Annotated in this window: 13 protein-coding genes; 10 read left to right on the top strand and 3 right to left on the bottom strand. The window is 62.2% G+C overall.

Translation table 11 applies throughout. The features are described 5' to 3' along the window. The first annotated feature begins 181 nt into the window (after window positions 1–181). From ACFZAI_RS01120 to ACFZAI_RS01100, 5 genes are all read left to right on the top strand, one after another. Window positions 182–1,138, top strand: coding sequence for a LysR substrate-binding domain-containing protein (locus ACFZAI_RS01120; protein WP_391565198.1), 957 nt, complete (start codon window positions 182–184; stop codon window positions 1,136–1,138). Between the two features lie 277 nt (window positions 1,139–1,415). Then, on the top strand, window positions 1,416–2,579 hold the full coding sequence (locus tag ACFZAI_RS01115) for an ABC transporter substrate-binding protein (protein ID WP_391565197.1): 1,164 nt from the start codon (window positions 1,416–1,418) through the stop codon (window positions 2,577–2,579). 142 nt (window positions 2,580–2,721) lie between these two features. After that, on the top strand, window positions 2,722–3,594 hold the full coding sequence (locus tag ACFZAI_RS01110; protein ID WP_006216335.1) for a branched-chain amino acid ABC transporter permease: 873 nt from the start codon (window positions 2,722–2,724) through the stop codon (window positions 3,592–3,594). Between the two features lie 3 nt (window positions 3,595–3,597). Further along, window positions 3,598–5,523 carry an ATP-binding cassette domain-containing protein gene (locus ACFZAI_RS01105; protein WP_391565196.1) on the top strand — a complete coding sequence of 642 codons (1,926 nt, stop codon included), beginning with the start codon at window positions 3,598–3,600 and terminating at the stop codon, window positions 5,521–5,523. Window positions 5,524–5,541: 18 nt separating this feature from the next. Next, on the top strand, window positions 5,542–6,264 hold the full coding sequence (locus ACFZAI_RS01100) for an ABC transporter ATP-binding protein (protein ID WP_391565195.1): 723 nt from the start codon (window positions 5,542–5,544) through the stop codon (window positions 6,262–6,264). A 567-nt stretch (window positions 6,265–6,831) separates the two neighbouring features. Here ACFZAI_RS01100 and ACFZAI_RS01095 read toward each other — a convergent pair. From ACFZAI_RS01095 to ACFZAI_RS01085, 3 genes are all read right to left on the bottom strand, one after another. Next, complete coding sequence (locus ACFZAI_RS01095; RefSeq protein ID WP_006216338.1) at window positions 6,832–7,257, bottom strand: organic hydroperoxide resistance protein; 426 nt, start codon at window positions 7,255–7,257, stop codon at window positions 6,832–6,834. Between the two features lie 260 nt (window positions 7,258–7,517). Further along, window positions 7,518–7,979 (bottom strand): MarR family winged helix-turn-helix transcriptional regulator, encoded by a 462-nt coding sequence (locus tag ACFZAI_RS01090; RefSeq protein ID WP_391565194.1) that lies wholly within the window; start codon window positions 7,977–7,979, stop codon window positions 7,518–7,520. A gap of 94 nt (window positions 7,980–8,073) precedes the next feature. Next, window positions 8,074–8,781 (bottom strand): Crp/Fnr family transcriptional regulator, encoded by a 708-nt coding sequence (locus ACFZAI_RS01085; RefSeq protein WP_391565193.1) that lies wholly within the window; start codon window positions 8,779–8,781, stop codon window positions 8,074–8,076. A gap of 168 nt (window positions 8,782–8,949) precedes the next feature. Between ACFZAI_RS01085 and ACFZAI_RS01080 the strand changes: the two genes are divergently transcribed. The 5 genes from ACFZAI_RS01080 (at window position 8,950) to ACFZAI_RS01060 (ending at window position 15,263) form a co-directional block, all read left to right on the top strand. Beyond that, window positions 8,950–10,926 carry an AMP-dependent synthetase/ligase gene (locus tag ACFZAI_RS01080; protein ID WP_391565192.1) on the top strand — a complete coding sequence of 659 codons (1,977 nt, stop codon included), beginning with the start codon at window positions 8,950–8,952 and terminating at the stop codon, window positions 10,924–10,926. A 5-nt stretch (window positions 10,927–10,931) separates the two neighbouring features. Continuing rightward, window positions 10,932–11,729 (top strand): ABC transporter ATP-binding protein, encoded by a 798-nt coding sequence (locus ACFZAI_RS01075; RefSeq protein WP_054420705.1) that lies wholly within the window; start codon window positions 10,932–10,934, stop codon window positions 11,727–11,729. A gap of 11 nt (window positions 11,730–11,740) precedes the next feature. Further along, window positions 11,741–12,670, top strand: a complete 930-nt coding sequence (locus ACFZAI_RS01070) for a branched-chain amino acid ABC transporter permease (protein ID WP_391565190.1) — start codon at window positions 11,741–11,743, stop codon at window positions 12,668–12,670. Window positions 12,671–12,695: 25 nt separating this feature from the next. Then, window positions 12,696–13,760, top strand: a complete 1,065-nt coding sequence (locus tag ACFZAI_RS01065) for a branched-chain amino acid ABC transporter permease (protein ID WP_391565189.1) — start codon at window positions 12,696–12,698, stop codon at window positions 13,758–13,760. Window positions 13,761–13,922: 162 nt separating this feature from the next. Continuing rightward, window positions 13,923–15,263 (top strand): ABC transporter substrate-binding protein, encoded by a 1,341-nt coding sequence (locus tag ACFZAI_RS01060; protein WP_391565188.1) that lies wholly within the window; start codon window positions 13,923–13,925, stop codon window positions 15,261–15,263. Window positions 15,264–15,307: the final 44 nt, after the last annotated feature.

Below are 15,307 nucleotides of genomic sequence, written 5' to 3'. Positions count from 1 at the left end.
GCAGCCGTCTTTCGGCAATCGTCACCGCTCTGCGCCCGCCTGACAACCGAAGCAGGCCGGGCGCGGGGCGTTCGTACGCCAGCTCGGCAAGCGCGCCCCCCGAGGTGGCGCGGGGCCATCACTTTTATAATCCCCCCGTTGCCACTCTTCGTCGGGCGCACGGCCGGCCCGCCAGACGATCATGCGCGGTTCCTCACTTCGCAGTGCCTCACTGTCCAAAGACGTACGCCTGCCTCCGCTTGCCGCCATCCAGGCGTTCGAAGCGGCGGCGCGGCTGGGTTCTTTCGAACGCGCCAGCGAAGAACTCTTCGTCACCGCCAGCGCCATCGGCAAACGCATTGCCGCGCTGGAAGCCTTGCTGGACGTTTCCCTGTTCATCCGCAGCAGCCGTGGCGCGACGCTTAGCGCCGCCGGGCGCGACTACCTGAATCAGGTCCGCACCGCGCTGGACTTGCTGTCAGACGCCTCGCTGCACCAACGCGGCGAGCCCAAGCCCGAACCGCTGCGCGTCGTCTCGACACCCACCTTCGCCCGCCAGGTGCTGATCCCCTTCCTGCCCGGCTTCACTGCGGCGCACCCCGAGGTCGAACTCGAGATCATGCTGTCCATTCCCTATCTGGACATCATGCCGCCCAACGCCGATGTCTGGGTGCGCTTTGGCAGCGGCAAGTACCCCGGCCTGACCGCGCGCCAATTAACGTCGGACCGCGTGTTCGCCGTTTGCTCGCCCGCCTATCTGGCCGAACACGGCCCCTTTGACCGCCCGGAAGACCTGGTCCGCGCCGACTTGCTGCGTTGCCCGATGGAGCCATGGCGCCCGTGGCTGGCCGAAGCCGGGCTGGACTGGCCCGAGCCGTCACGCGGGGTCTGGCTGGTGGACCTGGGCATGATGCTGGCGGCGGCGCGCGCGGGCCAGGGTCTGGCGCTGACCCGCCGTACGCTGGCGGCGGAATGGCTGGACGAGGGCAAGCTCGTGCGCGTGCTCGGCATCGACATCCCCGGCGAATCCCAATATCACCTTTGCACTGAAACCTCGCGGCCGCCCGGCAGCGCGGTCCAAGCGTTTTCCCTATGGCTGGAAGACGTCTGCAAACAAGCCTCCCAATGGCCACGCGGCCTGGCGGCCAGTCAGGAATAAATTTCCAGTCTGATGCGGAATGAATTTCCGCGCGCGGGCATAAGCCGCTGGCTAGCATGCGGCCAACGCGGGTGTCTGCCCGTCGCCCCTCCTTGGCGCCCCTTGCGCTCGTACTAGGTATTTACGCGGAAAACCCCCGCCGGGTCAGATTCGCGTAAGCGATTAAGCAGACAGTCACAACACGCAACACAGGAGCGCGCCGCCACATTGATTTCCCGCCGCCTGGCGCCGGCAACCGGTTTTCCACGCAGTCAATCTAATTACAACGGAGACATCCATGGATTTTCGTTTGAAGCTGCTAGCAGGAACCCTTGCATTTGCCGCATCGGCCGCGTCTTACGCCGCCGACCCCATCAAGATCGGCGTGGCCGGCCCTTACACCGGCGGCTCCTCATCCATGGGCGTCAGCATGCGCGACGGCGTGCGTCTGGCCATCGAAGAAATCAATAAGAGCGGCGGCGTCCTCGGCCGCCAGCTGGTTGCCGTCGAACGCGACGACGAAGCCAAGAACGAGCGCGGCGTGCAGATCGCCCAGGAACTGATCAACAAGGAACAAGTGGCCGCCACCGTCGGCTACATCAACACCGGCGTGGCGCTGGCCTCGCAACGGTTCTACCAGGACGCGAAGATCCCCGTCTTCAATAACGTGGCGACGGGCAGCGTGATCACGCACCAGTTCAAGGCCCCGGAATACCCCGACAACTACGTGTTCCGCAATGCGGCGCATGACAGCATCCAGGCCCCGATGATCGTGGAAGAAGCGGTCACGCGGCGCGGGTTCAAGAAGGTCGCCATCCTGGCCGACTCCACCAACTACGGCCAGCTTGGCCGCGAGGATCTGGAAAAGGCCCTGGACGCCAAGGGCATCAAGCCCGTGGCCGTTGAAAAATTCAACATCAAGGACGTCGACATGACGGCCCAGCTGTTGAAGGCCAAGGCAGCCGGCGCCGAAGCCGTGCTGACCTACGGCATCGGCCCCGAACTGGCCCAGATCGCCAACGGCATGACCAAGCTGGGCTGGAAGGTGCCGATCATCGGCAGCTGGACCTTGTCGATGGCCAACTACATCGACAACTCCGGCGCCAACGGCGAAGGCGCGCGCATGCCGCAGACCTTCATCCAGGACCCCGACACGCCCAAGCGCAAGGCCTTCATCGACGCCTACCTGGCCAAGTTCAAGCCCAAGAACAACCGCATCGACTCCCCGGTGTCGGCGGCCCAGGGCTATGACTCGATCTTCTTGCTGGCCGCGGCCATCAAGCAGGCCAACTCCACCGACGGCCCCAAGGTGCGCGAGGCGCTTGAGAACCTGCAAACGCCCGTCGAAGGCGTGGTGATGACCTACAACAAGCCGTTCACGCACGACAACCACGACGCCATCACCGCGAAGGAAGTGGTAATCGGCGAGGTCAAGGGCGGCCGCGTCGTCAAGGCCAACTAAGCCTGAAACAAGCAGGAAGGCGGCGGCTTCCCGGCCGCCGCCGCCCGCGCCCCGGTGATCGGGTGCGGGGCATGCAGCCGTCTGAAAACAGCGTTCTGCCCAAGGGGGTTGGGACGGAACACAGCGCCTCAAGACACACACCATGATTCTTCTACAGCTCATCTATAGCGGTATCGCGCTAGGCATGATCTATGCCGTGATTGCGTTCGGGTACCAGCTCACCTTCGCCACATCCGGCACACTGAACTTCGGTCAAGGCGAAGCCTTGATGCTGGGCGCGCTTGTCGGGCTGACGCTTGTCGGCCTGGGCGTGAACTACTGGGTCATGATTCCCATCGTCTGCATCTTCGGCTTCGCGCAAGGCGCGCTGGTCGAGCGGGTGGGCGTGCGGCCGGCCATCAAGACGCGATCGGAATTCGGCTGGATCATGGCCACCATCGCCTTGGGGATCATCTTCAAGAACGTGGCCGAAAACATCTGGGGCCGCGATGACTTGCGTTTCCCCTCCCCGCTGCCCGAAGCGCCCATCCAGGTGCTGGGCGCAAACGTCTTGCCGATGGAGCTGCTGGTGGTCTTCGGCGCGCTGGGCATGATGATTCTGGTGGAAATCTTCAACCGCAAATCCATCTACGGCAAAGCGTTTGTCGCTACGTCCAATGACCGCGACGCGGCGGGCCTGATGGGTATCAACACCGGCATGGTGATCACGTTCTCGTACGCGCTGTCGTCGCTGACCGCCGCGTTTGCGGGCGTGCTGGTCGCGCCGCTGACGCTCACCGGCGCCACGATGGGCGCGGTGCTGGGCTTGAAGGCGTTCGCCGTGGCGATTATCGGCGGCCTGTCCAGCGGGATGGGTGTCGTGGTGGGCGGGCTGATCCTGGGGATCGCCGAAACGACCACCGGTTTCTATCTTTCGACGGGGTACAAAGACGTGCCGGGATTGGTGTTGCTGCTGCTCGTACTGACCTTCAAGCCCGCCGGCCTGTTCGGCAAGACCGCGATCAAGAAGGTGTAAGCGATGAAACCCTTGCACCTGTTGCTATCCATCGTAGCTATCGCCTGCCTGGCCGCCGTGCCGCTGGGCGTGACCAACACGTATTACCTGCACCTGATCGAAACGATCATGATCTATTCGATCCTGCTGTTCGGGCTCGATATCGTGGTGGGCTACACCGGCCAGGTCTCGCTGGGCCACGCCGGGCTTTTCGGCATCGGCTCGTATGTGGCGGGCGTGCTGTTCTTTCATTTGCAGATGCCCATCTGGGTGATTCTTCCCGCCGCCATCCTGATTGCGGCGGCGTTTGGCGCGGTGCTGGCGCTGCCCGCGCTGCGGGTCACGGGGCCGTACCTGGCGATGGTGACGCTGGCGTTTGGCACCATCATCCAGATCCTGATCAACGAGATGACCTTCATGACCGAAGGCCCCTTGGGCATCAAGATTCCCAAGCCGTCCATTGGCGGGCACATCCTGACCAAAAGCGAATACTTCTGGCTGGTGGGCGCGCTGCTGGTGATCTCGCTGATCGTCGTGCACCGCATCCTGAAGTCGCACCTGGGCCGGTCGTTCGAAGCGCTGCGCGACAGCCCGATTGCGTCAGACTGCATGGGCGTGTCGGTCTACCGGCACAAGGTGTTCGCGTTCGTCATCAGTGCCGGTTTTGCCGGCCTGGCGGGTGCGCTGTATTCCTATTCCGAGCAGTACATTTCGCCCAACACGTATAACTTCGAACTGACCATCCTGTTCCTGCTGGCCATCATCATGGGCGGGCGCAAGAGCCGCACGGGCGCGCTGCTGGGCGCATCCATCATCGTGCTGCTGCCGAAGATGCTGGACGACATCGGCACCTTCCGGCTGATTGCGCTGGCGGTGGCCATTCTGGTGACGGTGGGCAGCATCATCGCCGTGTCCAAGGGCCGCGCCGAGCCGCGCCGCGTGGTAGTGCCGGTGGCAGGCACCATCGTGCTGGCGATCTTCTCGTACTGGCTGGACGCGGTGACCGACTGGCGTCTGACCATCTTCGGCGCCATGATCCTGTTCGTTGTGTACTACCTGCCTGATGGCATCGTGGGCTTTGTGCGCAACCTGTTCTTCTCGAATCGCCGTGCGGCGCTGTCGGTGAAGAAGGACCTGGTCAAAGAGCAGGACGCGGTGCCGGAAGCCGTGGTGGCCGGCAAGGGCGAGACATTGCTGACGGCCAAGCACGTGCTGATGCAGTTCGGCGGCCTGAAGGCGTTGAACGAAGTCGACCTGACCATCAAGCGCGGCACCATCCACGGCTTGATCGGCCCGAACGGTTCGGGCAAGAGCACCATGATGAACGTGCTGACGGGCATCTATGTGCCAACGGCGGGCGCGGTGGAGTTCTCGGGCAAGTCGCTTGTCGGCCTGCCGCCCGCGGACATCGCGGCCGCAGGCATTGCCCGCACTTTCCAGAACGTGCAGCTGTTTGGCGAGATGACGGCGCTGGAGAACGTGCTGGTGGGCTTGCATCACACCTTCACTACGGGTCTGGCCGGCATTGCGCTGCGCACGCCGAAGTGGAAGGGCGAAGAGCAAGGCGCACGCGCTCGCGCGATGGCGCTGCTCGAGTTCGTGGGCCTGGAATCCTTGGCTACCGAAGAAGCGCGCAACCTGCCCTATGGCAAGCAGCGCCTGCTTGAAATCGCCCGCGCGCTGGCGCTGGACCCGCAACTGCTGCTGCTGGACGAACCCGCGGCTGGCCTGACCGCGCCTGACATCGTCGAGCTGCTGGCCATCATCCGCAAGGTGCGCGACCACGGCATCACGCTGATCCTCATCGAGCACCATATGGATGTGGTGATGGGAGTGTGCGACACGGTGTCGGTGCTGGACTTCGGCCAGAAGATCGCCGAAGGCCTGCCGAACGAAGTGCAAAGCAACGCCAAGGTTATCGAGGCGTATCTGGGCGGCGCGCCCGCCTGACGCCAAGAGGACAACAAGATGCTATTGATCAAGAATCTGGAAGCGGGTTACGGCAAGGTGAAGGTGCTGCACGGCATCAGCATGGAGGTGCCGAAGGCGAAAGTCGTGACGCTGATTGGCTCTAACGGGGCGGGCAAGACGACAACGATGCGTGCGGTGTCGGGCATGATCCGCCCGACGGCGGGCGAAATCACGTTGGGCAGCAAGCGCATTGATGGCCTGGAGTCGCACCGCATCGCGCGGCTGGGGCTGGCGCATTCGCCGGAGGGGCGGCGTGTGTTTCCGACGCTGTCAGTGACGGACAACCTGCTGCTGGGCGCGTTTCCGCGCTTGACGGGAAGCCGGCCGAAGGGCGATGTGCAGGCGGATCTGGGACGTGCGATGGATTTGTTTCCGCGTCTGAAGGAACGCCGCGATCAACTGGCTGGGACGCTGTCGGGGGGTGAGCAACAGATGCTGGCCATGGCGCGGGCGGTGATGCTGAATCCCGAACTCGTGCTGCTAGATGAACCGTCGATGGGGTTGGCGCCGATTCTGGTGGAAGAGGTGTTCCGGATTATTGCGCGGCTCAAGGATGAAGGGGTGACGATGCTGCTGGTTGAGCAGTTCGCGGCGGCGGCGTTGCAGGTGGCTGATTACGGGTATGTGCTGGAGAACGGGCGGATTTCTGTGCATGGGAGTGCAGAGAAGTTACGGGGTGATCCGGCTGTGGTGGCGGCTTATTTGGGTGGGGGGCATTGAAGGGGTTTTTTGGTTGTTGCGTTGGTTCTTTTCTTATGACGCTCGTGGCGGCGGCGGCCTGCGGGGTGCGGGGCAACGATTGCGGTCCGGAGCCTTCGCTCCGGACTTCCCCGTTGTCATCTTCGTCACCCGCCTTCGGCGGGTTCCTTCAGATTCCCTCGGGCTTATCGACGCCCCGCACCCCGCAGGCCACCACCACCACGAGCTCGGGTAGTTGAAATCTGACGTCAGCTGGGGTGAGTTGTTTTCTTAGGGTTCTTGCCGCTGATTTGGGGTGGCGGAAGATCTTGCGGGGCCCGCTCCAGGCCGGCCGCCCGGGCGGCCTTTTGGAGCTTACGCGTTGGGGTGCGTCGTGGCTCTTCTCGCTTCGCGTGTGGCTGGTCCATCGGAGCCTGACTGCATTTCTTAGTCGGAGTCAGACTGCATTTCAAACGTAGCGAAAAACGCATTCGAAAAAACGGAGTCAGACTGCATTTTCCACGGAGCGGTCCATGGAGAAATGCAGTCTGACTCGATTCACCCGATTCACCGGACTCGGTTTACCGATTCACAACCTTCTCTTGACGATCAGACAATCGTCAACGTCACATCGATGTTGCCGCGCGTGGCGTTCGAGTACGGGCAGACGATGTGGGCGGCGGCGACCAGCTTTTCCGCCTGTTCGCGATCCATGCCCGGCAGCGAGATCTTCAGTTCAACTTCGATGCCGAAGCCGGTGGGGATCGCACCGATACCCACGATGCCATTCACCGACACGTCTGCCGGAATCGCGATCTTGTCACGGCCGCCGACGAACTTCATGGCGCCCAGGAAGCAGGCCGAATAACCCACTGCGAACAGTTGTTCGGGGTTCGTGCCGGCCGCGCCTGCGCCGCCCAGTTCGCGCGGGGTCGTCAGCTTGACGTCCAGGTTGCCGTCGTCGCTGACGCCACGGCCTTCACGGCCGCCGGTGGCGGTGGCATTGGCGCGATAGAGAACTTTTTCGATAGACATGATGCGTTTCCTTGTTGGAATGAAAAGTTGAACTGCGTGCCGGGCGGCACCTCCCGCCTCGGCGTTTACTTGAAATCTGCAAACCTACTTTCGTACTTACCTGCTGCCTGCTTTTCTCTCACAGGCCTTCGTACTTACCTGCTTTCTGCTTTCTGCCTTCTGCTTCGTACTTTTTGCTTCTTACTTACCCAAAAACATCGCACACAACTAAATCGTGCGCTACTAATTAGACCGAATGATGACACGCATCACTCCACGCTTCAAACACTATCGACCAGCTTTTCCCGCAGCGCGTGCAGCGTCTTCATCATGCCTTGCGCTTCGTCCAGCGTGCATTGCGCGGCGCCGGCAATCGCGTGCGGCACGGACTCCGCTTTTTCTCGCAAGTCGCGGCCTTGCTTGGTCAGCGTCACGATCACCTGGCGCTCATCGTCCACCGCCCGTTTACGCGTTACCAAACCTGCCGCTTCCAGCCGCTTTAACAGCGGCGTCAGCGTGGCGGAATCCAGGAACAGGCGGTCGCCGATATCCGTCACCGTAATTTCATCGCGTTCCCACAGCACCAGCATCACCAGATACTGCGGATACGTCAGATCCAGACCGCGCAAGAGCTTGCGGTACACCTTGTTCATCGCCAGTGACGTTGAATACAGCGCGAAGCACAGCTGGCTGTCGAGCAGCAGCGGATTGAATGCGCTTTTAGGTTTGGATCTGGATTTCATTTGTGCAATATTAAATAGCGCACTATTTAACGTCAAGCGGTTTTTTCAACTTTTTATTTGCCCGGCCACTTGATTTGCCCGGCCGCTTTTGCCGTCAGGCCGCGTGTTCGCCTTCCACCGTGCTGCGATCCGACCCGTATTGTTTCAGGCCATCCAGGTCCAGCACACGCACCGCGCCGTATTCCACATTCAGCAAGCCCGCCTCTTCCAGCTTGCGCAGCGCCTGGTTTGCGCGCTGGCGCGACACCCGGGCCAGATAGCCCACTTCTTCTTGTGTAATCGTCAGGCGCATCCCCATGCCGGGATACAGCAAGGGGTTGAAGAGTTCAGCCAGACAGCGGGCCACGCGCGCGTCCGGGTCCAGCAGACGGTCGTACTCCGCTTTGCCGATGAACTGCGCCACGCGCTCATTCAGTTGGTGGAGCAGGTAGCGGTTGAAGGGGATGCTGGTGTCCAGCAGCCAATCAAAAGTGGGCGCCGGCAGGCGCGCCACTACCGAATCTCGCAAGGCGACGATGTCATATTTGCGGACTTCGCGTTTCAAGAGCGAGCCCTCGCCGATCCAGCCGCCGGCGGGCACGCCCGTCAATGATGCGACCTTGCCTTCCGCGTTGCCGACCGACACCTTCACCAATCCGGCCAATACGCCAATCCAAGCCTGTGCGAGTTCCCCTTTGCGCTCTATGATCGATCCGGCAACGACTTGCTGCACGGACAGGTCCCGCTCGACGCGCGATTGCTGCTCGGCGTTGAGCACGCGAAACCAGGCCGCGGCAAGTTGCAGGGAGTCGGCTAGCTGCATCGGGAATACCCTAAAAGTTCCTTGAATGTCGCGATGGTGACAGTTGGTAGCAACCCAACCTTATACCTTAACTCCTGCCGTAAATCTAAAACCAACTGGTCAAGCCCCTCATCGCCATCACCGCTCCCGCGGGCCCTGGCGCGATGTGCCCAAACCGGAGGAGACAACGTGGCACATTCATCGCCCGCATCTGCACAGGTGCCGGCGGCGCTGGATACCTTTCCAGCGCTGCTGTTCGCGCATGCCAAGGTTCGTGGGTCGCGGCCCGCGATACGAGAGAAAGATCTGGGGATCTGGCAAACCCTGACGTGGTCTGATGTGGCGACGCATGTGCGCCATGTGGCCAATGGCCTGGCGTCGCTGGGCATCCGCCCCGGCATGCACGTCGCCGTCATCGGCGAAAACCGTCCTCGTCTGTATATGGCCATGATGGCCGCGCAGTCGCTGGGCGCGATTCCGGTGCCGCTCTATCAGGACGCGGTTGCGCAGGAAATGGTCTACGTGCTGCAAGACGCCGAGATCAGCGTGGCCGTTGTCGAAGACCAGGAACAGGTCGACAAGATGCTGGAAGTGCGCGAGCAATGCCCCGCGCTCAAAGCGGTGGTGTTCGATGACCCGCGCGGCCTGCGCCATTACACCGACCCGATGCTGCAATCGTACGAGCAGCTGGAAACGCTGGGCCAGCAATACGCCGCGCAGCATCCCGATTATCTGGACCGCGCCATCGCCGCCGTGCAGCCGCAGGACCCGGCCGCCATGTTCTACACATCAGGCACCACGGGCAAGCCCAAGGGCGTGGTGCTGACGCACCATGCGCTGATCGACCGCGCGCGCGCCGTGTCTGACATGGAAAAGCTGACCGACCAGGAAGACGTGCTGGCGTATCTGCCGCCCGCGTGGATCGGCCAGAACATGTTTTCGTACACGCAGCTGCTGGTCACGGGCTTTACCGTGAACCATCCCGAATCGCCCGACACCGTGTCGATCGACATGCGCGACATCGGCCCCACCTATTACTTTGCGCCGCCGCGCGTGCTGGAAGGCCTGCTGACGCACGTGATGATCCGCATGGAAGACGCGGGCTACATCAAGCGCAAATTGTTCGGCGCCTGCATGAAGCTGGCGCGCCGCGTGGGCACCAAGATCCTGGATGGCGAATCCGTCAACGCCTGGGACCGCCTGCGCTACGCCATCGGCAACATCCTGATCTACGGCCCCTTGCGCAACGCGCTGGGCATGAGCCGCGTGCGCGTGGCGTACACGGCAGGCGAAGCCATTGGCCCCGACCTGTTCGTGTTCTACCGGTCTATCGGCATCAACCTGAAGCAGTTGTACGGCTCAACCGAAACGTCGGTCTTCGTGTGCGTGCAGCCCGATGGCCAGGTGCGTGACGACACCGTCGGCCCGCCCGTGGCCGGCGTGGAGATCCGCGTGGCGGACAACGGCGAAATCCTGGTGAAGAGCCCGGGCTTGTTCAAGGAGTACTACCGCAACCCGGCCGCCACGGCGGAAGCACGCAGCGCCGATGGCTGGTTCCACACGGGCGATGCGGGCTACCTGGACACCGATGGCCAGTTGAAGATCATCGATCGCGCAAAAGACGTGGGCAAGCTGGCCAATGGCAGCCTGTTTGCGCCGAAGTACATCGAGAACAAGCTCAAGTTCTTCCAGCACATCAAGGAAGCCGTGGCGTTTGGCGCCGACCGCGATGACGTCTGCGCCTTCATCAACATTGATCTTGAAGCCGTGGGCAACTGGGCCGAGCGCCGTGGCCTGCCGTATGCGGGCTACACCGATCTGGCCGCCAAGGAAGAGGTCTATCAACTGATCGCCGAATGCGTCGAACAGGTCAACGCGGATCTGGCGACCGACCCCAAGCTGTGCGCTTCGCAGATCAGCCGCTTCCTGATCCTGCACAAAGAGCTGGACCCGGATGACGACGAGCTGACCCGCACGCGCAAGGTGCGCCGCGCGTTCATTGCGCAGAAGTATGGCGTGCTGATCGACGCGTTGTTCGGCGGCAAGCAATCGCAGTTCATCGAGACCGAAGTGAAGTTCGAAGACGGACGCACCGGCAAGATCTCGGCGGACCTGAAGATCCGCCCCGTCAAGACGTTCCCCGCCATCACAGCCCGAGCCGCGTAGAGATCATGAGCAACAACGACCGCGACCAGCGTATCGGCGACGTCATGCTGGACATGCAGAACATCTCCTTGTCCTTTGGCGGCGTGAAAGCGCTGACGGATATTTCCTTCAACGTGCGCGAGCATGAGATTCGCGCCATCATCGGCCCCAACGGCGCCGGCAAAAGTTCGATGCTCAACGTCATCAACGGCGTCTACACGCCGCAGAAAGGCGGCATCGAATTCCGCGGCGAACGCTTTTCGAAAATGAACCCGCGCCGCGCCGCCGAAATGGGCATCGCGCGCACGTTCCAGAACCTGGCCTTGTTCAAAGGCATGAGCGTGCTGGACAACATCATGACGGGCCGCAACCTGCGCATGAAGTGCGGGCTGCTGTCGCAGGCCTTCCGTCTGGGGCCGGCCGAGCGCGAAGAAACGCAGCACCGCGAATTCGTCGAGAACATCGTCGACTTCCTGGAAATTCAGGCCTATCGCAAAACGCCCGTGGGCCGCCTGCCCTACGGCCTGCAAAAGCGCGTGGACCTGGGCCGCGCACTGGCCATGGAGCCGCGCCTGCTGTTGCTGGACGAACCCATGGCCGGCATGAATATCGAGGAGAAGCAGGACATGAGCCGCTTCATCCTGGATGTGAATGATGAATTCGGCACCACCATCGTGCTGATCGAGCACGACATGGGCGTGGTCATGGATATTTCCGACCGCGTGGTGGTGCTGGACTACGGCAAGAAGATCGGCGACGGCCGCCCGGACGAAGTCCGCGCGAATGAAGACGTCATCAAAGCCTACCTCGGCGTGTCGCACTAAGGCGGACAGACATGGGATTTTTTCTAGAGACCTTATTCGGCGGCTTGATGAGCGGCATGATGTATGCGCTGATCGGCCTGGGCTTTGTGCTGATCTTCAAGGCGTCTGGCGTCTTCAACTTCGCGCAGGGCGCGATGGTGCTGGTGGCCGCCTTGTCGATGGCGCGCTTCTCGGAGTGGATACCGCGCTGGCTCGGCTTTGACAACATGATCCTGGCCAACGTGCTGGCCTTCATTGTCAGCGCCATGGTGATGTTCCTGCTGGCGGTGGCCATTGAACGCTTTGTGCTGCGCCACCTGGTCAATCAGGAAGCCACGACGCTGTTGATGGCGACGCTGGGCATCAGCTATTTCCTGGATGGCTTGGGGCAGATCACGTTCGGCAGCTCGGTGTATTCCATCAACGTGGGCATGCCGAAAGACCCGATGATGATTCTGGACACGGTCTTCGAAGGCGGGTTGCTGATCAACCTGGAAGACCTGACAGCCGCCGTCATTGCGGCGCTGCTGGTGGCCGCGCTGGCGCTGTTCTTCCAGTACACGTCCACCGGCCGTGCGCTGCGCGCGGTGGCCGATGACCACCAGGCCGCGCAGTCCATCGGCATTCCGCTGAACCGCATCTGGGTGATCGTGTGGTGCGTGGCGGGGCTGGTGGCGTTGGTGGCCGGCATTATCTGGGGTTCGAAGTTCGGCGTGCAATTCACGCTGTCCACCGCGGCGCTGCGCGCGTTGCCGGTGGTGATTCTGGGCGGCTTGACGTCGGTGCCGGGCGCCATTCTGGGCGGCCTGATCATCGGCGTGGGGGAAAAGCTGTCCGAGGTCTACCTGGGGTCGCTCGTGGGCGGCGGTATCGAAATCTGGTTTGCCTATGTGCTGGCGCTGGTGTTCCTGCTGTTCCGTCCGCAAGGGCTGTTCGGCGAGAAGATCATCGACCGCGTGTAAACCACCAGGCCTCTAGGATAAAAACATGTTCTATCGCGAAAACGGCCAGTTCAAGACCACGTACCGGGCCGACCAGCAGATCTTCCCGATCCGCCAGGACCGCATCTTCATCTGGCTGCTGTTGGCGGTGGCGTTCATTGCGGTGCCGGCGCTGTCGTCCGACTACCTGCTGCGCGCCATTCTGATTCCGTTCCTGATTCTGTCGCTGGCGGCCGTCGGCCTGAACATTCTGGTGGGCTACTGCGGCCAGATCTCGCTGGGCACCGGGGCCTTTATGGCGGTGGGCGCGTATGCGGCGTGGAACTTCGGCGTGCGCTTTCCGGGCATGCCGCTGATCATTCAGATTCTGCTGGGCGGCTTCTTCGCCACGCTGGTGGGCGTGATCTTCGGCATCCCCAGTTTGCGCATCCGCGGCCTGTATCTGGCGGTGGCGACGCTGGCGGCGCAGTTCTTTGTGGACTGGGCCTTCCTGCGTATTCCCTTCTTCACCAACTACTCGTCGTCGGGCAACGTGTCGGTGCCGCCGCTCACCGCTTTCGGCTTGCCGGTGCAGACCGCGCTGGAAAAGTATCTGTTCGTGCTGATCCTGGTGGTGATCTTCAGCCTGCTGGCCAAGAACCTGGTGCGCGGCGCGATCGGCCGGCAATGGATGGCGATTCGCGACATGGACGTGGCGGCATCGGTCATCGGCATCCGCCCCATGTACGCCAAGCTCACGGCGTTTGCGGTCAGCTCGTTCATCGTCGGTGTGGCCGGCGCCTTGTGGGGCTACATCCACCTGGGCTCGTGGGAGCCGCTGGCCTTTGACCTGACGCGTTCGTTCCAGCTGCTGTTCATGGTGATCATCGGCGGGCTGGGTTCGATTATCGGCAGTTTCTTCGGCGCGGCGTTCATCGTGCTGGTGCCGGTGGCGCTGTCGAACATTCCGCATGCGCTGGGCATTCCGCTGTCGGTAGACACGGCCGCGCACATCGAACACATGGTGTTCGGCGCGCTGATCGTGTTCTTCCTGATCGCGGAACCGCACGGGCTGGCGCGCTTGTGGAGCATCGGCAAGGAAAAGCTGCGCATCTGGCCGTTCCCGCACTGATGCGGCGTATTGATTTCGTATTGAGTTCGTATTGATTTCGCATTGATTTCTGCGGATCGCGGCGGCAAAAGTGCCGTGATCCACATCCTGAATACCCGGCTCAAGACCGGGCCAATCCCGGTGTCCCAGGGTTTACTGACCCAAGCACCACGCAGGAGGTAAATGGAGATGAAGCGTCTTAACCTGAAGTTGGCGGCAGCCCTGGTGGCCGCAGCCGGCGCCGCGGGCGCCGTGGCCACGCCGGCAATGGCGGCCGAAGAGCAGTTCGTTCCGTTGCTGGTGTATCGCACCGGGTCGTTCGCGCCGCTGGGCATTCCCTGGGCCGATGGCAAGCTGGACTATCTGAAGCTCGTCAACGAACGCGATGGCGGCGTGAACGGCGTGAAGATCACGTACGAAGAATGCGAAACCGCCTACGCCACCGACCGCGGCGTGGAATGCTACGAACGCCTGAAGGGCAAGGGGACGGGCGCATCGGGCTTTGACACCCAGTCCACCGGCATCACGTTCGCCGTCAGCGACAAGGCCATGGTCGACAAGGTGCCCGTCGAAACGATGGGCTACGGCCTGTCGCAATCGGTGGATGGCAGCGTGTTCGAGTGGAACTTCCCGCTGCTGGGCACGTACTGGACCGCCGCTGACGTGATGATCCAGGACATCGCCAAGAAAGAAGGCGGGATGGACAAGCTGAAGGGCAAGAAGATTGCGCTGGTCTATCACGACTCGCCGTATGGCAAGGAACCGATTCCGCTGCTGCAAAAGCGCGCCGCCAAGGAAGGCTTCGAGCTGGTGCTGTATCCGGTGACCGCGCCTGGCGTTGAGCAAAAATCCACCTGGCTGCAAATCCGCCAGGCGCGCCCGAACTACGTGCTGCTGTGGAGCGCGGGCATCATGACGCCCACCGCCATCCGCGAAGCGCAGGCCAGCGGCTATCCGCGCGACAAGATGTACGCCATCTGGTGGGCCGGCTCCGAAGGCGACGTCAAAGACCTGGGCGATGTCGCCAAGGGCTACAACGCCATCACCGTGCACAACAGCGGCGCGGAACACGACAAGGTCTATGACGACCTGAAGAAGTTCGTCTACGACAAGGGCCAGGGTTCGGACAAGACGGCCAAGAACACGCTGGGCACCATCGCCCACACGCGCGGCATGATGATTTCGATGCTGCAAGTGGAAGCGATCCGCACGGCGCAAGAGAAGTTCGGCAAGGGCAAGGCATTGACGCCCGAGCAAGTGCGCTGGGGCTTCGAGAACCTGAACCTGACGCAGGAAAAACTCGACAAGCTGGGCTTTGGCCAGATCATGCGTCCGGTCAAGACCTCGTGCAGCAATCACAAGGGCGACGACTGGGCTCGCATCGTGCAGTGGGACGGCGCCAAGTTCAAGGTGGTGTCCGACTGGTATCAGGCCGACAAGACCATCCTGGACCCGATGGTCAAGGACGCCGCGGCCAAGTACGCCAAGGAAAAGAACATCACGCCCCGCACTTGCGAGAACTGATGTGAACCGGCGGCGGGCGTCTTTCAAGGCGCCCGCCGCCACCA

Origin of the sequence: Achromobacter sp. NPDC008082, from assembly GCF_042957345.1 — a bacterium.
Lineage (GTDB): Bacteria > Pseudomonadota > Gammaproteobacteria > Burkholderiales > Burkholderiaceae_B > Achromobacter > Achromobacter kerstersii_A.
Note: the sequence above shows the minus strand (reverse complement) of the source record. Positions and strands in the feature narration are given on the sequence as shown.